Annotated in this window: 15 protein-coding genes and 1 riboswitch; of the genes, 11 read left to right on the forward strand and 4 right to left on the reverse strand. The window is 57.6% G+C overall.

From position 1 onward, the window contains the following. Positions 1 to 724: methylenetetrahydrofolate reductase (metF, locus tag FT726_RS21325; RefSeq protein WP_346303400.1), on the forward strand; the 724-nt coding region annotated here is incomplete at its 5' end. A 72-nt stretch (positions 725 to 796) separates the two neighbouring features. Here the strand turns inward: metF and ppc are convergent. Both ppc and argE read right to left on the reverse strand, forming a co-directional pair. Then, positions 797 to 3,448 carry a phosphoenolpyruvate carboxylase gene (ppc, locus tag FT726_RS21330; protein WP_031279588.1) on the reverse strand — a complete coding sequence of 884 codons (2,652 nt, stop codon included), beginning with the start codon at positions 3,446 to 3,448 and terminating at the stop codon, positions 797 to 799. A gap of 249 nt (positions 3,449 to 3,697) precedes the next feature. Continuing rightward, positions 3,698 to 4,846: an acetylornithine deacetylase gene (gene argE, locus FT726_RS21335; RefSeq protein ID WP_021506832.1), complete on the reverse strand. Its 1,149-nt coding sequence runs from the start codon at positions 4,844 to 4,846 to the stop codon at positions 3,698 to 3,700. 167 nt (positions 4,847 to 5,013) lie between these two features. On the opposite strand from argE, the gene argC reads away from it, so the two are divergent. From argC to oxyR, 6 genes are all read left to right on the forward strand, one after another. Further along, positions 5,014 to 6,018, forward strand: coding sequence for an N-acetyl-gamma-glutamyl-phosphate reductase (gene argC / locus FT726_RS21340; RefSeq protein WP_021506831.1), 1,005 nt, complete (start codon positions 5,014 to 5,016; stop codon positions 6,016 to 6,018). Positions 6,019 to 6,036: 18 nt separating this feature from the next. Further along, on the forward strand, positions 6,037 to 6,813 hold the full coding sequence (argB, locus tag FT726_RS21345; protein WP_021506830.1) for an acetylglutamate kinase: 777 nt from the start codon (positions 6,037 to 6,039) through the stop codon (positions 6,811 to 6,813). Positions 6,814 to 6,827: 14 nt separating this feature from the next. Beyond that, positions 6,828 to 8,045 carry an argininosuccinate synthase gene (locus tag FT726_RS21350; protein WP_021506829.1) on the forward strand — a complete coding sequence of 406 codons (1,218 nt, stop codon included), beginning with the start codon at positions 6,828 to 6,830 and terminating at the stop codon, positions 8,043 to 8,045. Between the two features lie 75 nt (positions 8,046 to 8,120). Beyond that, the gene (argH, locus tag FT726_RS21355; protein WP_150059711.1) at positions 8,121 to 9,500 is read left to right on the forward strand and encodes an argininosuccinate lyase; all 1,380 of its coding nucleotides are present in this window, start codon (positions 8,121 to 8,123) and stop codon (positions 9,498 to 9,500) included. 100 nt (positions 9,501 to 9,600) lie between these two features. Then, positions 9,601 to 10,476 (forward strand): Ig-like domain-containing protein, encoded by an 876-nt coding sequence (locus tag FT726_RS21360; RefSeq protein ID WP_346303401.1) that lies wholly within the window; start codon positions 9,601 to 9,603, stop codon positions 10,474 to 10,476. Positions 10,477 to 10,770: 294 nt separating this feature from the next. Continuing rightward, the gene (gene oxyR / locus FT726_RS21365; RefSeq protein ID WP_021506826.1) at positions 10,771 to 11,688 is read left to right on the forward strand and encodes a DNA-binding transcriptional regulator OxyR; all 918 of its coding nucleotides are present in this window, start codon (positions 10,771 to 10,773) and stop codon (positions 11,686 to 11,688) included. Here oxyR and sthA read toward each other — a convergent pair. Beyond that, positions 11,671 to 13,071 carry a Si-specific NAD(P)(+) transhydrogenase gene (gene sthA, locus FT726_RS21370; protein WP_021506825.1) on the reverse strand — a complete coding sequence of 467 codons (1,401 nt, stop codon included), beginning with the start codon at positions 13,069 to 13,071 and terminating at the stop codon, positions 11,671 to 11,673. The two genes, oxyR and sthA, sit on opposite strands and share 18 nt — an antisense overlap. A gap of 193 nt (positions 13,072 to 13,264) precedes the next feature. On the opposite strand from sthA, the gene fabR reads away from it, so the two are divergent. Further along, positions 13,265 to 13,909, forward strand: a complete 645-nt coding sequence (gene fabR, locus FT726_RS21375) for an HTH-type transcriptional repressor FabR (protein WP_031279587.1) — start codon at positions 13,265 to 13,267, stop codon at positions 13,907 to 13,909. Between the two features lie 18 nt (positions 13,910 to 13,927). Continuing rightward, on the forward strand, positions 13,928 to 14,284 hold the full coding sequence (locus tag FT726_RS21380; protein WP_021506823.1) for a YijD family membrane protein: 357 nt from the start codon (positions 13,928 to 13,930) through the stop codon (positions 14,282 to 14,284). Positions 14,285 to 14,319: 35 nt separating this feature from the next. Here FT726_RS21380 and trmA read toward each other — a convergent pair whose 3' ends face one another. Next, positions 14,320 to 15,423 (reverse strand): tRNA (uridine(54)-C5)-methyltransferase TrmA, encoded by a 1,104-nt coding sequence (gene trmA, locus FT726_RS21385; protein ID WP_058758135.1) that lies wholly within the window; start codon positions 15,421 to 15,423, stop codon positions 14,320 to 14,322. Between the two features lie 112 nt (positions 15,424 to 15,535). After that, positions 15,536 to 15,717: riboswitch (cobalamin riboswitch) on the forward strand. 68 nt (positions 15,718 to 15,785) lie between these two features. Between trmA and btuB the strand changes: the two genes are divergently transcribed. Both btuB and murI read left to right on the forward strand, forming a co-directional pair. Beyond that, on the forward strand, positions 15,786 to 17,666 hold the full coding sequence (btuB, locus tag FT726_RS21390; protein ID WP_346303402.1) for a TonB-dependent vitamin B12 receptor BtuB: 1,881 nt from the start codon (positions 15,786 to 15,788) through the stop codon (positions 17,664 to 17,666). Next, on the forward strand, positions 17,611 to 18,462 hold the full coding sequence (gene murI / locus FT726_RS21395) for a glutamate racemase (RefSeq protein ID WP_040679621.1): 852 nt from the start codon (positions 17,611 to 17,613) through the stop codon (positions 18,460 to 18,462). Before btuB ends, murI begins: the two co-directional genes overlap by 56 nt. Positions 18,463 to 18,822: the final 360 nt, after the last annotated feature.

The following is an 18,822-nucleotide window of genomic DNA, read 5'->3' on the forward strand; positions in this document are numbered from 1 at the left end:
CACTTACGGAGCCAACTCCGGCGAGCGCGACCGCACTCACAGCATCATCAAAGGCATTAAAGAGCGCACCGGACTGGAAGCGGCACCGCATCTCACCTGTATTGATGCGACGCGCGATGAACTGCGCGCCATTGCGCGAGACTACTGGAATAACGGCATTCGCCATATCGTGGCGCTGCGCGGCGATTTACCACCGGGCGGCGGCAAACCAGACATGTACGGCAGCGATCTGGTGTCGCTGCTGAAAGAGGTCGGTGATTTTGATATCTCGGTAGCGGCCTATCCCGAAGTGCATCCGGAAGCGAAGAGTGCGCAGGCAGATCTGATCAACCTGAAGCGAAAAATTGATGCCGGTGCCAGTCGCGCGATTACCCAGTTTTTCTTCGACGTGGAGAGCTATCTGCGCTTTCGCGATCGCTGCGTGGCCACCGGTATCGACGTGGAGATCGTGCCGGGCATTCTGCCGGTCTCCAACTTTAAACAGCTGCAGCGTTTCGCCACCATGACCAACGTGCGCGTACCGGGCTGGATGAACGCCATGTTTGACGGGCTGGATGATGATGCGGAAACGCGCAAAATGGTCGGTGCCAACATCGCCATGGACATGGTGAAAATCCTGTCGCGCGAAGGGGTGAAGGACTTTCATTTCTACACGCTGAACCGCGCCGAGATGAGCTACGCCATCTGCCACACGCTGGGTGTTCGCCCGACGCTGGCGGCATAAGCGTGAAAGGATAAAAGAGAAGGGGGCCTCAGGGCCCCCTTCTTGCTGTGATGCGTGATGCGCCGCCAGCCGTTAGCCGGTGTTACGCATGCCGGCCGCAACGCCAGCGATAGTGACCATCAGCGCCTGTTCTACGCGCGCATCAGGTTCATCGCCGCGCTCTTCCTGCGCACGCGCACGCTGCAGCAGTTCCGCCTGCAGCACGTTGAGCGGATCGGTGTAGACGTTACGCAACGCGATGGATTCGGCGATCCACGGCTGGTCCGCCATCAGATGCGCATCGTTCGCGATGGTCAGCACCGCTTTGATGTCGGCATCGAGCTGATCGCGCAGCTGTTTGCCGAGCGGCCACAGCGATTTATCCACCAGACGCTGATCGTAATACTCCGCCAGCCACAGGTCAGCCTTCGAGAACACCATCTCCAGCATGCCGAGGCGCGTGGCGAAGAACGGCCATTCGCTGCACATGGTTTCCAGCTGATCCTGATGGCCTTCGTCCATCGCTTTCTGCAGCGCCGCGCCGGCACCCAGCCACGCGGGCAGCATCAGGCGGTTCTGCGTCCAGGCGAAGATCCACGGAATGGCGCGCAGCGACTCTACGCCGCCGGTCGGACGCCGTTTCGCCGGACGCGATCCGAGCGGCAATTTACCCAGCTCCTGCTCTGGCGTCGCCGAGCGGAAGTAGGGTACGAAGTCCGGATTTTCACGCACATAGCCACGGTACATGGCGCACGAATAGGCTGACAGGCCGTTCATGATCTCCTGCCATTCGCGTTTTGGTTCTGGCGGTGGCAGCAGGTTGGCTTCCAGAATCGCCCCGGTGTAAAGCGACAGGCTGGCGATGGTGACTTCCGGCAGGCCATATTTGAAGCGAATCATTTCGCCCTGTTCGGTCACGCGCAGGCCGCCTTTCAGGCTGCCCGGCGGCTGTGACAGCAGGGCTGCATGCGCCGGTGCGCCACCGCGGCCAATCGAACCGCCGCGTCCGTGGAACAGCGTCAGGGTAATGCCGGCTTTGTCGCAGGTTTTTATCAGCGCATCCTGGGCCTGATACTGCGCCCAGCTGGCTGCCATCACGCCGGCATCTTTTGCCGAGTCGGAATAGCCAATCATCACCATCTGTTTGCCGTTGATGAAGCCGCGATACCAGTCGATATTCAGCAGCTGGCTCATCACGTCATTGGCGTTGTTGAGGTCGTCGAGGGTTTCAAACAGCGGCGCCACCGGCATTGCGTAAGGGATGCCGGCCTCTTTCAGCAGCAGATGCACCGCCAGCACGTCAGACGGCGTTTTGGCCATCGAAATCACATAGGCGGCAATCGAGCCCTGCGGCGCTTCTGCCGCCACTTTGCAGGTATCCAGCACTTCACGCGTGTTGTCGCTGGGCTCCCACTGCCGCGGCAGCAGCGGCCGCTTGGAATTCAGTTCACGGATCAGGAACGCCTGCTTGTCGGCTTCTGACCAGCTTTCATAGTCGCCCAGTCCGAGATAGCGCGTCACTTCGGCAATCGCTTCGGTGTGGCGGGTGCTCTCCTGACGGATATCGATACGCACCAGCGGCACGCCGAAGCACTTCACGCGGCGCAGCGTATCCAGCAGCTGGCCGTTGGCGATAATGCCCATGCCGCACTGCTGCAGCGACTGGTAAATAGCAAACAGCGGCTGCCACAGTTGATCGTTAGAGACCAGCAGATCGGCCGGGCGCGGCAGGCGCTCACCCTTCAGGCGGCGCTCCAGATAGCTCTGGGTGCTCATCAGCTGGCTGCGGATACGTTTCAGAATTACACGATACGGCTCCAGCGCCTCCGCATCGCCACACAGTTCGCGCACTTCGTCGCTGCACTCGGACATTGACAGCTCGGACACCAGCACGCCGATGTCGCGCAGGAACAGGTCGGCGGCTTTCCAGCGGCTTAGCTGCATCACGTGGCGGGTAATCGGTGCGGTGACGTTCGGGTTACCGTCACGGTCGCCGCCCATCCACGAGGTAAATTTGATGGGCACAAAATCCACCGGCAGCTGGATGCCGAAGCTCTCTTCCACCTGCTGGTTCAGCTCGCGCAGAAACGCCGGTACGCCTTCCCACAGGCTGTTCTCCACCACCGCGAAGCCCCATTTGGCTTCATCTACCGGCGTCGGGCGATATTTACGGATCTCATCGGTGTGCCACGCCTGCGCCACCAGCTGACGCAGACGGCGCATGACCTGGTTGCGTTCGTAGTCGGTGATGTCGCTGTGGTCGAGCTGTTGCAGACAGCTGTTCACTTCGCCCAGCTTGTGGATCAGCGTGCGGCGGGTAATCTCGGTCGGGTGGGCGGTGAGCACCAGCTCCAGCGACAGCTCCTCAATCGCCTGGCGGATGGCCGGCTCGCTGAGATCGCTCTGCTGCTTCAGGCGCTCGAAGGTCTTTTTCAGCAGCTCCGGATGGTTAGCACCGTCGCCGCTGCGCGAAATGGTTTGATACTGCTCTGCCACGTTGGTGAGGTTAAGGAACTGGCTGAACGCGCGTGCCACCGGCAGCAGCTCGTCGTTAGACAGGTTTTGCAGCGTGGAGAGCAGTTCCTTACGATGAGTGTCATTTCCTGCACGGGATGACTTAGAGAGCTTGCGGATGGTCTCCACCCGATCGAGGATGTTCTCTCCCAGTGCATCCTTTATCGTATCCCCGAGCAGTTTGCCGAGCATACTGACATTACTTCGCATTGCGGAATATTGTTCGTTCATGTGACCCTGACACCCTTATCGTCTTAAATATAAAACCTCTATACCCAACGGGCATAACATCGTCTTTTATCTAGCCACGGTTCTTCCTGTTCGTCAATTGACTTAAATTGCCGGTATCGTGCTGCTAACTATCGGAAATTCATCGAATTTAATTGACAGGAGGTGGGATAAGTTATTCTTATTATCAAATCCCGGATAATGACGGGGCAATTTGCTGATTTCGCAGTGAAATGCCCCATCTTTTAATCATCAATGGCAAAAATGCTGCACAACCTGAGTGATAAGCGCATGAGTCGGCTTAATAAATGCGGTATCAATAAACTCGTCTGGCTGATGCGCCTGATTGATGGATCCAGGCCCTAACACCAGCGTCGGGCACAATTGCTGGATAAACGGCGCTTCGGTGCAGTAATTCACCACTTCTGTCGGCACGCCCAGCAGCTTCTCCACCACTTTGACCAGTTCATGATCGGCCGGGCATTCGTAGCCGGGAATCGGCGGATGCAGCTCACCGACAGTCAGACGGCCCGGCCAGCGCGCGCTCACCGGTGCCAGCGCTTCATTGAGTAAACCGTCGAGATCGCTCAGCGTCAGTCCCGGCAGCGGACGGATATCCATATGCAGCTCACAGCAGGCGCAGATGCGGTTCGCCGCGTCGCCGCCGTGGATATGGCCAAAGTTCATGGTCGGATACGGAATGGCGAAGCCGTCGTGGTGATAGCGCTCTTTCAGCGTATTACGCAGCTGCATCAGCTGAGTAATGGATTCATGCATCAGCTCGATCGCGTTCACGCCGCGCGCCGGATCGCTGGAATGACCGGACTGACCCTGAATGCGGATGGCGTGCGACAGATGGCCTTTGTGGGCGCGCACCGGTTTCAGCGACGTCGGTTCGCCGATGATGGCGCAGTCCGGCCGCAGCTGGGTCGATTCAGAGAAGTATTTCGCGCCGGCCATCGTGGTCTCTTCATCGGCGGTGGCAAGGATGTACAGCGGTTTGCTGAGCTTCGTCACGTCAACGTCACGCAGCGCATCAAGAATAAAGGCAAAGAAGCCTTTCATGTCGGCGGTGCCTAAGCCGTACAGCTTGTTGTCGTGTTCGGTCAGGGTGAAGGGATCGCGCGTCCAGCGGCCGTCGTCGTACGGCACGGTGTCGGTATGGCCCGCCAGCAGCAGGCCACCTGCGCCGCTGCCGCTGCGCGCCAGCAGGTTGAATTTGTGGCGCGTGCCCGGCACCGGCTGGACTTCCACGCTGAAGCCGAGATCGCGGAACCAGCCCGCCAGCAAATTGATTAAAGTTTCATTGCTCTGATCCAGCGCGCTGTCGGTGGCGCTGATCGACGGTGTTGCAATCAGCTGGCGGTAGAGTTCGATAAAAGGTGGAATTTTTGTCTTCACTGTTGACGGTCCCTGGGTTAGGATGTATCAATATTAATGCATTAATAGTGAATAAAAATACATTAACGTCGTCTGCATGTGAACTGAAAAAAGCTGCAAACGGCATCGTGGGCAACGGGGCAATGCCGCGACCCGATACGTGTGACTGTAATAAGGTATACAGCCTGATGTTGAATACGCTGATCGTTGGTGCCAGTGGTTATGCTGGCGTAGAGCTTGCCACCTACCTGAATCGCCACCCGCATATGAACATAACCGCTTTGGCGGTTTCAGCGCAAAGCCCGGATGCCGGAAAGTTACTCTCCGATCTCCATCCGCAGCTGAAAGGCAGGGTCGATTTGCCATTGCAGCCGCTGGGTGACGCCGCAGAGTGGGCCGGCAAGGTCGATGTGGTGTTCCTCGCCACCGCACACGAAGTCAGCCACGATCTGGCCCCGGAATTCCTGAAAGCCGGCTGCGTGGTGTTCGACCTCTCAGGTGCGTTCCGCGTTAACGACGACGGCTTTTATCAACAGTATTACGGTTTCAGCCATCAGCACCAGGCGTGGCTCGACAAAGCTGTTTACGGCCTGGCCGAATGGAACCACGAGCAGATTAAAGACGCGCAGCTGGTGGCGGTGCCGGGTTGCTATCCGACCGCCGCGCAGCTGGCGCTTAAGCCGCTGATTAAGGCTGGCCTGCTTAATCCGGCTCAGTGGCCGGTCATCAATGCCACCAGCGGCGTCAGCGGTGCCGGACGTAAAGCCAGCGTCACCACCAGCTTCTGTGAAGTCAGCCTGCAGCCGTACGGCCTTTTCAATCACCGTCACCATCCGGAGATTGTGGCCCATCTCGGCACGCCGGTGATCTTCACGCCGCATCTCGGTAATTTCCCGCGCGGCATTCTGGAAACCATCACCTGTCGTCTGAACGCCGGCGTGAGCCAGCAGGATGTGGCGGCGGCGTTCCACAGCGCCTACCACGACAAACCGCTGGTGCGGCTGTACGACAAAGGCGTACCGGCGCTGAAAGCGGTGGTTGGCCTGCCGTTCTGCGATATCGGCTTTGCCGTGCAGGGCGAGCACCTGATTGTTGTCGCAGCGGAAGACAACCTGCTGAAAGGCGCCTCCTCACAGGCGGTGCAGTGTCTCAATATTCGTTTCGGCTTCCCCGAAACGCTGTCTCTGATTTAACGGACGGATAACCTGACCATGAGCAATCCTCTGATCATTAAGCTGGGCGGCGTACTGCTGGATAGCGAAGAAGCGCTGGCGCGTCTGTTTGATGCCCTGCTGGCGTACCGCACGCAGTATCAGCGTCCGCTGATCATCGTCCACGGCGGTGGCTGCCTGGTGGACGAGCTGATGAAGAAACTGGCGCTGCCGGTGAAAAAGAAGAACGGTTTGCGCGTGACGCCAGCCGATCAGATCGACATTATTACCGGTGCGCTGGCCGGCACCGCTAACAAAACGCTGCTGGCATGGGCGAAGAAGTACGGCATTGGCGCAGTGGGTTTATGCCTCGGCGATGCCGGCCTGGTGAACGTGGCACAGTTCGATGAGGAACTGGGGCATGTTGGCAACGCCACGCCGGGTAATCCGCAGCTGCTCAATACGCTGCTGGATGCAGGCTATATGCCGGTGATCAGCTCGATTGGCATCACCGACGGCGGCGAACTGATGAACGTCAACGCCGACCAGGCCGCGACCGCGCTGGCGGCGACGATCGGTGCCGATCTGGTGCTGCTGTCGGACGTCAGCGGTATTCTCGACGGCAAAGGTCAGCGCATCGCCGAGATGACTGCAGCCAAAGCCGAGCAGCTGATTGCCCAGGGCATTATTACCGATGGCATGATTGTGAAAGTGCATGCGGCGCTCGACGCGGCGCGTACGCTGGGCCGCCCGGTGGATATCGCCAGCTGGCGTCATGCTGAACAGCTGCCAACCCTTTTCAACGGCGTGTCGATTGGCACCCGGATTCTCGCATAATCAAGGATTACGACATGAGCACGCAAAACATCAAAAAAATCGTTCTGGCTTACTCGGGCGGTCTGGATACCTCGGCCATCATTCCCTGGCTGAAAGAGAACTACGGTGGTTGTGAAGTGGTGGCGTTCGTGGCCAACATTGGTCAGGATCCGGCCGATCTGGAAGGCGTAGAGAAGAAAGCGCTGCAGTCGGGCGCGTCTGAGTGCCACGTGGTCGATCTGCGTGAAGAGTTTATCAGCGAATACGTTTACCCGGTGCTGCAGACCGGTGCGCTGTACGAAGGCACCTATCTGCTGGGCACCTCAATGGCGCGTCCTATCATCGCCAAAGCGCAGGTTGAACTGGCGCTGAAAGTGGGCGCAGACGCGCTGTGCCACGGCGCAACCGGTAAAGGCAACGATCAGGTGCGTTTCGAAACCACCTATACCGCGCTGGCACCGCAGCTTAAAGTGGTGGCGCCATGGCGTGAGTGGAACCTGCGTTCGCGTGAAGCGCTGCTGGATTACCTGAAAGAGCGCAATATCCCGACCACCGCGTCGCTGGAAAAAATCTACAGCCGTGATGAGAACGCCTGGCACATCTCGACCGAAGGTGGCGTGCTGGAGAGCCCGTGGAATGCGCCAAACAAAGATTGCTGGGTGTGGACCGTCGATCCGCTGGAAGCGCCGGATCAGCCAGAAAACGTCACCGTCAGCGTGGAGAAAGGCCAGGTTGTCGCGGTGAACGGTGAAAAACTGAGCCCGTTCCAGTGTCTGGAAAAACTCAATGCGCTGGGAGCGAAACACGGCGTAGGCCGGATTGATATCGTGGAAAACCGTCTGGTGGGCATCAAATCACGCGGCTGCTACGAAACCCCGGGCGGCACCATCATGGTCAACGCGCTGCGTGCGGTTGAGCAGCTGGTACTGGATCGCGACAGCTTCAAATGGCGTGAACAGCTGGGTCAGGAGATGTCTTACGTGGTGTATGACGGCCGCTGGTTCGCACCGCTGCGTCAGTCAATCCAGGCCGCTGCCGCATCGCTGGCAGAGCTGGTGAACGGTGAAGTGGTACTGCAGCTGTACAAAGGCCAGGCCACGGCGATCCAGAAAAAATCGGCGAACAGCCTGTACTCAGAAGAGTTTGCCACCTTCGGCGAAGACGAAGTGTACGATCACCGTCACGCAGGCGGCTTTATCCGTCTGTTCTCGCTCTCTTCACGCATTCGCGCGCTGAACGAGCAGAAGAAGTAATACCGGCGGCAGGCGACATATTTTGCAGGGGCGGCTTCGGGCCGCCCTTTGTTTAACAGATTCAGGAGCAAACAGATGGCACTTTGGGGCGGACGTTTTTCGCAGGCGGCAGATCAACGGTTTAAACAGTTCAACGACTCACTGCGGTTTGACTACCGCCTGGCGGAGCAGGACATCATCGGTTCGGTGGCCTGGTCAAAAGCGCTGGTCACGGTAAACGTGCTGAGCAGTGAAGAGCAGCAGCAGCTGGAAGCCGCGCTGAATGCGCTGCTGGAAGAGGTTCGCGCCAATCCGCAGCAGATTCTGCAGAGCGATGCCGAGGATATTCACAGCTGGGTGGAAGGCAAGCTGATCGACAAAGTCGGCGCGCTGGGCAAAAAGCTGCACACCGGGCGCAGCCGTAACGACCAGGTGGCGACCGATCTCAAACTGTGGTGTAAAACGCAGGTGGCACTGCTGCTGGAAGCCACGCGCGAGCTGCAGTCAGCGCTGGTAGCCACGGCTGAAGCCAATCAGGATGCCGTGATGCCGGGCTACACCCACCTGCAGCGGGCGCAGCCGGTGACGTTTGCCCACTGGTGTCTGGCCTACGTTGAGATGCTGGCGCGCGACGAGAGCCGTCTGCAGGATACGCTGAAGCGGCTGGACGTCAGCCCGCTGGGCTGCGGCGCGCTGGCCGGCACTGCTTATGAGATCGACCGTGAGCAGCTGGCCGGCTGGCTCGGCTTCGCCTCTGCCACGCGTAACAGCCTGGATACCGTGTCAGACCGCGATCACGTGCTGGAGCTGCTGTCTGATGCCTCGATTGGCATGGTGCACCTGTCGCGCTTCGCTGAAGACATGATCTTCTTCAACACCGGTGAAGCCGGCTTTATTGAGCTGTCCGATAAAGTGACGTCGGGCTCATCGCTGATGCCGCAGAAGAAAAATCCGGACGCGCTGGAGCTGATCCGCGGCAAGTGCGGTCGCGTGCAGGGCGCACTGACCGGCATGATGATGACGCTGAAAGGGCTGCCGCTGGCGTACAACAAAGATATGCAGGAAGACAAAGAAGGGCTGTTCGATGCGCTCGATACCTGGCTTGACTGCCTGCATATGTCAGCGCTGGTGCTGGATGGCATTCAGGTGAAGCGTCCGCGCTGTCAGGAAGCCGCCGAGCAGGGTTACGCTAACTCGACCGAACTGGCCGATTATCTGGTAGCCAAAGGCCTGCCGTTCCGCGAAGCGCACCATATCGTCGGCGAAACCGTGGTGGAAGCGATCAAACAAGGCGTCGCGCTGGAAGCATTAAGTCTGGCGCAGCTTAAGCAGTTTAGCGCGGCGATCGGGGAAGATGTTTATCCGGTGCTGTCGCTGCAGTCTTGTCTCGATAAGCGTAACGCGCGCGGCGGCGTGGCACCCCAGCAGGTAGCGCTGGCGATCGGCGAAGCGAAGCAGCGCTTAAACCTGGCGTAATGCGCGCCAGGAAATTTCTTTCGCAAAAAAGAGACAATTCTTGATCGGCCTGGCGTGAAGAGTTCTTAAAGTGTGCTCGCAGTTAATTTGGAGAACATAAATGAGCACTTCACGCTTTGGCTACCCTTTCTTTCCTCTGGAGCCGGCCGTTGAAAACCAGGTTCCTGTCACCTTCGATTCCGCCTCGGTGAATGACGGCGGTTTTATTGTCGATGGCGAAATCACCCGCGATACGCGCCCTGCGCTGAACGGCTATGCCGGCCGTGGCGTCACGCTTGAGTGTTACCATAACGGCGAGTTAGTGGGCAGCACGCTCAGCGATGCTCAGACCGGCTACTTCAGTTTTACGCTGCCTGCCACGCTGGCAGGCGGGAGTCATCAGTTCATGGCACAGGTGGCGGCAATGCCGCAGAGCGCCAGCGCGCCCTTCACGCTGATCGTCGAAGACGCCGGTTTTGTGCCGGTCACGCTAACCGCGATGCACAGCGGCGCGCAGTTTATCTGGCCGGAAGAGAGCACCACGCAAACCCAGCCGACCTTTTCCGGTAAAGGCCAGCCCGGCAGCCGGGTTGAGCTGTTTGATAACGATGAGCCGCTCGGCAGTGCGCTGGTCGATAGCGATCACAAATGGACCTTTACGCCGTCTCATGCGCTGGCCGCTGGCGAGCATCAGATCGTGGTGACATGCGGCGCAGGGAATGTCAGTGCGCCGGTCAGCCTGATCGTCGCGGATGATGTTACGGAAGACGTGGCCCGGCCGGAGGCGCTCAGCGGCCTGCATCTGCACGACCTGCTGGCCAGCGTGCCGGTTAACCTGTTCCAGGACGCGGAGCTTAACCCGGCCACGCAGCAGTATGAGCTGGTGCTGAATAATGACGATCTGCAGCAGGAGCTGACGCAGTCCGGTATCGTCGGCCACTCCCTGGTGCTGACGGAGCAGGATTTGCAGCAGTTGCTGGATGATGTGCCACTGTGATGCAGAGGCAAAAAAAAGCGGGCTTTAAGTAGCCCGCCAACCTCTAGCTTCGGAATTACATATAGTTATAGGCACATCATCAAAGGGCTGGCACTCCCGGCCAACTCAGTGATTTCGTGAGCAGGTTGCAGGTGCTGCTCCAGATTGTTGTTGTTGCGTGTCTGCGTTAGCCGCTTTAACAATCTGTGGTCTTAATCAGATGGCCGGTATTATTCCTGTTCACCGCTTGATAGGGCTAATCGTTCATTGCTATTCTATCTATCGCCACGGGCTATCGTGGTTTGGAGGCTATCAATGAACATTCGTGATCTGGAATATCTGGTTTCGCTGGCGGAACATCGCCACTTTCGTCGTGCCGCTGATGCCTGTCACGTCAGCCAGCCGACCCTGAGCGGGCAGATTCGCAAGCTGGAAGATGAACTGGGTGTGATGCTGCTGGAACGGACCAGCCGTAAGGTGCTGTTTACGCAGGCTGGGCTGCTGCTGGTGGATCAGGCGCGAACCGTGCTGCGTGAAGTCAAAGTACTGAAGGAGATGGCCAGCCAGCAGGGCGAAACTATGTCCGGGCCGCTGCACATTGGTCTGATTCCGACCACCGGTCCCTATCTGCTGCCGCATATTATTCCGATGCTGCATCAGACCTTCCCGAAACTCGAGATGTATCTGCACGAGGCGCAAACGCAGCAGCTGCTGGCGCAGCTCGACAGCGGTAAGCTCGACTGCGCGATTCTGGCGCTGGTAAAAGAGAGCGAAGCTTTTATTGAAGTGCCGCTGTTTGATGAGCCGATGAAGCTGGCGATCTATCAGGATCACCCGTGGCACGATCGCGATCGTGTGCCGATGTCGGATCTGGCCGGTGAGAAACTGCTGATGCTGGAAGATGGTCACTGTCTGCGCGATCAGGCGATGGGCTTCTGCTTCGAAGCCGGCGCTGATGAAGATACCCATTTCCGCGCGACCAGTCTGGAAACGCTGCGCAACATGGTAGCAGCCGGCAGCGGTATTACTTTGCTGCCGTCGCTGGCGGTACCGAATGAGCGCGTGCGTGATGGCGTGTGCTATCTGCCGTGTTATAAACCGGTGCCGCAGCGCACCATCGCGCTGGTGTATCGTCCGGGATCGCCTCTGCGCAGCCGCTATGAGCAGCTGGCAGAAGCAATTAAAACCCACATGCAGGGTTACCTGGACCGTTCGTTAAAACAGGCGGTTTAAGCCGTTTAACGCCGCCACGCGGTAGGCTTCGGCCATGGTGGGGTAGTTGAAGGTAGTGTTCACGAAATACTCAATCGTGTTACCGCCGTTCTTCTGCTCCATGATGGCCTGGCCGATGTGAATGATCTCCGCCGCACGCTCGCCAAAGCAGTGAATACCCAGAATCTCTTTGGTTTCGCGGTGGAACAGGATCTTCAGGCTGCCGACGTGCATGCCGACAATCTGCGCGCGTGCCAGATGCTTAAACTGTGCACGGCCCACTTCATACGGCACTTTCATCGCCGTCAGCTGCTGTTCGGTTTTGCCGACGGAGCTGATTTCCGGAATGGTGTAAATCCCGGTTGGGATATCTTCAATCAGGTGCGCGGTGGCTTCCCCTTTGATGATCGCCTGCGCGGCAATGCGGCCCTGATCGTAAGCGGCAGAGGCCAGGCTCGGGTAGCCAATCACGTCGCCCACCGCATAGATATGCGGCTGTGCGGTCTGATACATGCTGTTCACTTTCAGCAGTCCACGGCCATCGGCTTCCAGCCCGACGTTTTCCAGCGCCAGTGAATCGGTATTACCGGTACGGCCGTTAGCGTACAGCAGGCAATCGGCTTTGACCTTTTTGCCGGACTTGAGGTGCATGATGACGCCATCGCTGACACCTTCAATCTTCTCAAACTCTTCGTTGTGACGAATCACCACGCCGCTGTTCCAGAAGTGATAAGAGAGCGAATCAGACATCTCCTGATCGAGGAACGCCAGCAGGCGATCGCGGGTGTTGATCAGGTCAACCTTGACGTTAAGACCGCGGAAAATCGACGCATATTCACAGCCAATCACGCCCGCACCATAAATGATGACGTGGCCGGGTTCATGATGCAGGTTGAGGATGGAGTCGGAGTCGTAAATGCGCGGATGGGTAAAATCGACGTCCGCCGGGTGATACGGGCGGGAACCACAGGCGATGACAAACTTCTCTGCGGTTAAGCGCTCCCGCGTGCCGTCTGGCTGTTCCACTTCGATGGTGTTGGCATCAACAAAATGGGCGTCGCCCTGATAAAGCTCACAGCGGTTACGCTCGTAAAAGCCCTGACGCATGGCAGTCTGCTGGCTGATGACGTTCTCAGTATGATTCAGAATGTCGGCGAACGAGGAGCGCAGGAGGCGGGTGTGATCGCTATAAAGAGGGTTTTGATTGAACTCGATGATACGGCTGACAGCGTGACGCAGAGCTTTGGAAGGGATGGTTCCCCAGTGAGTACAACCGCCGCCGATGTTGTGGTAGCGTTCGATCACTGCAATGCGCGCTCCCTGCTTCACCAGCCCCATCGCCGCACCTTCGCCGCCCGGACCGGAGCCAATCACAATGGCATCGTAATCGTAAGACTTTTGCATACCAGTACGTCCTATGTTTCTATACATTTTTACAACGAGATTCTAACATCTCGCCGCGCACATCTGAATTCTAACAGCGTAAATTGGCAAAGTTTGACAATCAGTGAGGTTAACAGGCGGTCACAAACTTTGCGCCGCTGTACGCTGAAAAGTTTGTTATAGTGCCTGCCTGATTACTCACAAGGCCGGGAAAATGGGCGTTCGAGCGCAACAAAAAGAACGTACACGACGTTCACTGATTGAAGCGGCATTCAGTCAGTTAAGTGCAGAAAGGAGTTTTGCCAGCCTGAGTTTACGCGAAGTGGCACGCGAAGCCGGCATTGCACCGACCTCGTTTTACCGTCACTTTCGCGATGTGGATGAACTCGGCCTGACGATGGTCGATGAAAGTGGCCTGATGCTGCGCCAGCTGATGCGCCAGGCGCGCCAGCGCATTGCCAAAGGCGGCAGCATCATTAAAACCTCGGTCGCCACGTTTATGGAGTTCATCGGGAACAATCCCAACGCTTTTCGTCTCTTACTACGCGAGCGCTCCGGCACCTCAGCGGCTTTTCGTGCGGCGGTCGCGCGGGAGATTCAGCACTTTATTGCTGAACTGGCCGACTACCTTGAGCTGGAAAACCGCATGCCGCGCAGCTTTACCGAAGCGCAGGCGGAAGCTATGGTGACGATTGTGTTCAGCGCCGGCGCGGAAGCGCTGGATGTGGATATCGAACAGCGGCGCAAACTGGAAGAGCGTCTGGTGCTGCAGCTGCGAATGATCGCCAAAGGCGCGTATTACTGGTATCGCCGGGAGCAAGAGCGCCTGGCGGTTACCCTGGAAACCCCCGAAGAGTAATGTGATAAGGATAATGAAATGATTGAGCAAAACCCTCGCGATAAAGGAACGCTGTTACTGGCTTTTATCACCGGTTTAGCTATCAACGGCTCCTTTTCGGTGCTGTTCAGCACCTTTGTTCCCTTTTCGATTTTCCCGCTGATCGCCCTTGGCCTTGCCGCGTGGTGTCTGCATCAGCGCTATCTCAACCGTAATATGCCGGACGGCATGCCTTCGCTGGCGGCGGCATTTTTTCTGCTGGGGATTCTGGTGTACAGCGCGCTGGTGCGTGCCGAATATCCGGATATCGGGTCTAACTTCATCCCGACCATTCTGATGGTGGCGCTGGTGTTCTGGATCGCCATGCGCTTCCGCCGCAGCAAGAACAAGCACTGAAAACAATCACGGGAACCGCAGGGTTCCCGTTTTTTTCAGGCTTTTCGCGTCAGTAACACACCGCATTCCATATGGTGGGTGTAAGGGAACTGGTCAAACAGCGCCAGCCGCGTGATGTTATGCGTGGCACTCAGTACGCTGAGGTTGTCGCACAGCGTCTGCGGATTACAGGAAATATAGAGAATACGCGGATAGGCCTGCACCATCTTCACCGTCTCGTCATCCAGCCCGCTGCGCGGCGGATCGACAAAGATGGTCTCGCACTGATAGCTATTGAGATCGATGCCTTCCAGACGGTTAAAGCTGCGCACGCCGTTCATCGCCTGGGTAAACTCTTCGGCTGCCATACGAATAATTTGCACGTTGTCGATGTGGTTGGCCGCGATGTTGTACTGCGCCGAAGCCACCGACGGTTTGGCGATTTCCGTCGCCAGTACGCGGCGGAAGTTACGCGCCAGCGCCAGCGAAAAGTTGCCATTGCCACAGTACAGCTCCAGCAGATCGCCGCGCGAATCTTGCGTCACGTCCAGCGCCCACTCCAGCATCTGAATATTCATCGCCGCATTCGGTTGGGTGAAGCTGTTCTCCACCTGACGATAGATCATCTCCTGACCGGCTACCGGCAGGCGCTCATCGACGTAATCGCGATCGAGGCAGATTTTGGTTTTCGTGGCACGGCCAATCAGCTGCACATCAAACCCTTCTGCACGCAGGCTATCGCGCAGCGCAGTCGCGGCTTCGGTCCAGTCGGCTTCCAGCTTGCGGTGATACAGCAGCGAGATCACGATCTGGTTGCTGAGGGTGGAGAGATAATCGATCTGGAACAGTTTAAAACGCAGCGCGCGATTATCGCGGATCGCGGCGATCAACTTTGGCATCAGCGTGTTGATCAACTGGCTGGCCGCCGGAAACTGATCGACGCGGATACGCTGTTTGGTCTCTTGATCGAAGATGATGTGATAAAGATCGTCACCGTCGTGCCAGATGCGGAATTCGGCGCGCATACGATAGTGGCTGACCGGCGAGCGGAACACCTCCACGTCGGGCGCTGCGTAGGGGGCCATCATCGCCTGTAAGCGGCTGACTTTTTCCGCCAGTTGCGCGTCGTATTGTTCAATCGGGAGTTGTTCGGGTGTCATCTTCAATCCTGGTGTTAAGCCTGCCTGCCGGGCGATTGTAGGCATTCACCTGCTGATGTCCAGTCCCGGACAGTGCAGGAAGGCTGGCAGTCTGGATTTCCGGCCTTCTTAAACGTAGACTGCGGCTGCCGGCCTCCTTGAGTTAAAAGGGAATCCAGTGTGAATCTGGAGCTGACGCGCAGCGGTAAAAGAATGTCGTGGTGATCGCAATTGCAGACACTGTCCTCGCGGATGGGAAGTCTTCACCACTTATGATTCCCAGCCCGAAGACCTGCCGGTGTGACGTCGCAACTTCTGAGATCATCGCGTGCTATCGATCCCGGACCTGCGGCATCCTGCTTCGTCTTTTGGATGCTATAACAATGAAAACAACACACGCTTCGCTGTTTGCCTTTAGTGCAACGGCGTTGTCGCTCTGGGCGCAATCTGGCTACGCGCAGCAGAATGATGATACGCAAATCGTTACCGCCAACCGGTTTTTGCAGCCGGTTTCCTCCTTTCTCGCGCCGACGACAGTCGTGACCCGCGACGATATCGATCGCTGGCAGGCTAAAAGCCTGACGGACGTCATGCGTCGCCTGCCTGGCGTGGACATCGCGCAAAACGGTGGCCTCGGCCAGCTGAGTTCACTGTTTGTGCGCGGCACCAACTCCAGCCACGTACTTATACTCATCGACGGTATCCGGCTAAACCAGGCGGGTGTGTCCGGATCGTCTGATTTAAGCCAGATTCCGCTTTCTCTGGTCCAGCGCATCGAATATGTGCGCGGTGCGCGCTCGGCGGTGTATGGCTCCGATGCGATTGGCGGCGTGGTGAACATCATCACCGGTCGTGATAAGCCGGGCACGACGCTGAGCGCGGGCGTGGGCTCGAAAGGCTATCAAAACTATGAAGGTTCTACCCAGCAGCAGCTGGGCGCAGCCACGACGCTGACCATGGCGGGCAACTACACCTATACGCGCGGCTATGATGTGGTGGCAAACCTGCCGGATGTGTATGGCGATCCGGCGCAGAAAGATCGCGATGGCTTCATGAACAAGACGCTGTATGGCGCGCTGGAGCACCAGTTCAGTGACGGGCTGAGCGGCTTTGTCCGCGGCTACGGTTTTGACAACCGTACGGCCTACGATGGCACCTACAGCTACGATAACAGTTTCAACATCAACGGATTAAACGATACCCGCCAGCTCTACAGCCAGACCTGGGACAGCGGCCTGCGTTACAGCAACGACATTTATTCGACGCAGCTGATCGCCAGCTACAGCCGCAGCAAAGACTATAACTATGATCCGCGTACAGGCCGCTACGGCCCGTCGACCACGCTGGATGACAGCAAGCAGTACAATGTGCAGTGGGGCAATACGTTGCAGGTGGCGCAGGGCAGCGTAAGCGCGGGCGTGGACTGGCAGAAACAGACCACGGAACCCGGCACCGCTTACGTGGCTGACAGCACCGAACTGCGTAACACCGGCATCTATGCCACCACCCAGCAGCAGCTGGGCAGCGTAACGCTGGAAGGCGCGGTACGCGGTGACGACAACAGCCAGTTTGGCTGGCACGGCACCTGGCAGGGCGGGGCGTCATGGGCGTTTGTTGATGGCTATAGCGTGTTTGCCAATTACGCGACGGCGTATAAAGCGCCTCGTCTCGGCCAGTTGTATGGTTCTTATGGCAACAGCGACCTGAAGCCGGAAGAGAGTAAACAGTGGGAAGCGGGCTTCTCTGGCCTGACCGGGCCGGTAAACTGGCGCGTATCCGGTTATCGTAACGATATCGATAATCTGATTGATAGCGATCCCACCACCTATATCTATTACAACATCGATAAAGCGCGCATTAAGGGCGTAGAAGCCACGGCGTCGTTCGATACCGGTCCGCTTAGCCATCAGATTTCTTACGATTATGTTGATGCGCGCGATGCTGAAACCGATCAACCGCTGGTGCGCCGTGCGAAGCAGCAGGTGAAATACCAGCTCGACTGGACGATTTATGAGTTTGACTGGTCACTGACCTATCATTATCTCGGCGATCGCTATGATACGGATTACAACCACTCCTTTACCCCGCAGCGCGTCAAACTGGGCGGTGTAAGTTTATGGGATCTGGCAGTTTCGTATCCGGTCACATCACAGCTCACCGTTCGTGGTAGAATTGCCAACCTGTTCGATAAAGACTACGAGACAGTGTATGGCTATCAAACTCCAGGAACGGAGTACTATCTCAGCGCCAGCTACAGCTTCTGATCTGCGCCCCACCGTGCTGGTGTTTGACTCCGGCGTCGGTGGGCTCTCCGTCTATGATGAGGTCCGGCAACTGCTGCCGGGCCTGCACTATCTCTATGCCTTCGATAATGCCGGCTTCCCTTACGGTGAAAAAAGCGAAGAGTACATTGTTGAGCGGGTCGTGGCGGTGGTGGAGGCTATCGTGCAGCGCGTGCCGCTGGCGTTAGTGGTCATCGCCTGTAACTCCGCCAGTACTGTATCCCTGCCAGCATTGCGTCAGCGCTTTGAGTTCCCGGTCGTTGGCGTCGTGCCTGCGATTAAGCCGGCGGCCCGTCTGACGCGTAACGGCGTGGTCGGCCTGCTGGCCACGCGCGGCACGGTGAAACGGCCTTACACCCATGAGCTGGTGGCGCAGTTTGCGCGCGAATGTAAAATCGAAATGCTGGGCTCGGCGGAACTGGTCGAACTGGCGGAAGCCAAACTGCACGGAGAAACGGTGTCGCTGGACGATGTGCGTCGCGCAGTGCAACCGTGGCTACGTATGAAAGAGCCGCCGGATACCGTGGTGCTGGGTTGTACCCATTTCCCGCTGTTACGTGAAGAGCTGCAGCAGGTGTTGCCTGACGGCACCCGGCTGGTGGATTCGGGCGCAGCCATTGCACGGCGCACCGCCTGGTTATTAGAGCACGAAGCGCCTCAGGCGCGTTCCAGCGGACAGAATGTGGCATTTTGTACGCGCATGGATGACGAAGTGGTGCAATTATCACCGGTTTTGCAGCGTTATGGCTTCCCGCTGCTGGAAAAACTGGCGATTTGACGGGCTTTCGCCGAAAAAAACAGCACTCGAAAATTAATTTGCATTTAGCCCTTGTCAGCCCGAAAGAACTCCCTATAATGCGCCTCCACTGACACGGCACAACGGCTTACGAAGCGCCCTGTTAGTGAGGTGGCCCTTAACGGCAACCTTCAGAAAAGCAAAAATAAATGCTTGACTGAGAAAGCGGAAAGCGTAATATACGCATCCCGCGCCGCTTGAGAAATCGCGGCACTGCTCTTTAACAATTTATCAGACAATCTGTGTGGGCACTCGCAGGATTGATATCAGCGTCTCCGGACGTAAAAAATATCAAGTCTTTGCTGAGTGAACACGTAATTCATTACGAAGTTTAATTCACAG

The sequence above is a fragment of the Pantoea sp. Morm genome, from assembly GCF_016643525.1.
In the GTDB taxonomy this organism is placed as follows: Bacteria; Pseudomonadota; Gammaproteobacteria; order Enterobacterales; family Enterobacteriaceae; genus Pantoea; species Pantoea dispersa.

Bases quoted from the DNA above. Each gene is read 5' to 3' on its own strand.
- argC (WP_021506831.1), top strand. From the start codon at position 5,014: ATGTTGAATACGCTGATCGTTGGTGCCAGTGGTTATGCTGGCGTAGAG.
- ppc (WP_031279588.1), bottom strand. From the start codon at position 3,448: ATGAACGAACAATATTCCGCAATGCGAAGTAATGTCAGTATGCTCGGC.
- trmA (WP_058758135.1), bottom strand. From the start codon at position 15,423: ATGACACCCGAACAACTCCCGATTGAACAATACGACGCGCAACTGGCG.
- FT726_RS21350 (WP_021506829.1), top strand. From the start codon at position 6,828: ATGAGCACGCAAAACATCAAAAAAATCGTTCTGGCTTACTCGGGCGGT.
- oxyR (WP_021506826.1), top strand. From the start codon at position 10,771: ATGAACATTCGTGATCTGGAATATCTGGTTTCGCTGGCGGAACATCGC.
- argH (WP_150059711.1), top strand. From the start codon at position 8,121: ATGGCACTTTGGGGCGGACGTTTTTCGCAGGCGGCAGATCAACGGTTT.
- FT726_RS21360 (WP_346303401.1), top strand. From the start codon at position 9,601: ATGAGCACTTCACGCTTTGGCTACCCTTTCTTTCCTCTGGAGCCGGCC.
- FT726_RS21380 (WP_021506823.1), top strand. From the start codon at position 13,928: ATGATTGAGCAAAACCCTCGCGATAAAGGAACGCTGTTACTGGCTTTT.
- argB (WP_021506830.1), top strand. From the start codon at position 6,037: ATGAGCAATCCTCTGATCATTAAGCTGGGCGGCGTACTGCTGGATAGC.
- btuB (WP_346303402.1), top strand. From the start codon at position 15,786: ATGAAAACAACACACGCTTCGCTGTTTGCCTTTAGTGCAACGGCGTTG.
- sthA (WP_021506825.1), bottom strand. From the start codon at position 13,071: ATGCAAAAGTCTTACGATTACGATGCCATTGTGATTGGCTCCGGTCCG.
- fabR (WP_031279587.1), top strand. From the start codon at position 13,265: ATGGGCGTTCGAGCGCAACAAAAAGAACGTACACGACGTTCACTGATT.
- murI (WP_040679621.1), top strand. From the start codon at position 17,611: ATGGCTATCAAACTCCAGGAACGGAGTACTATCTCAGCGCCAGCTACA.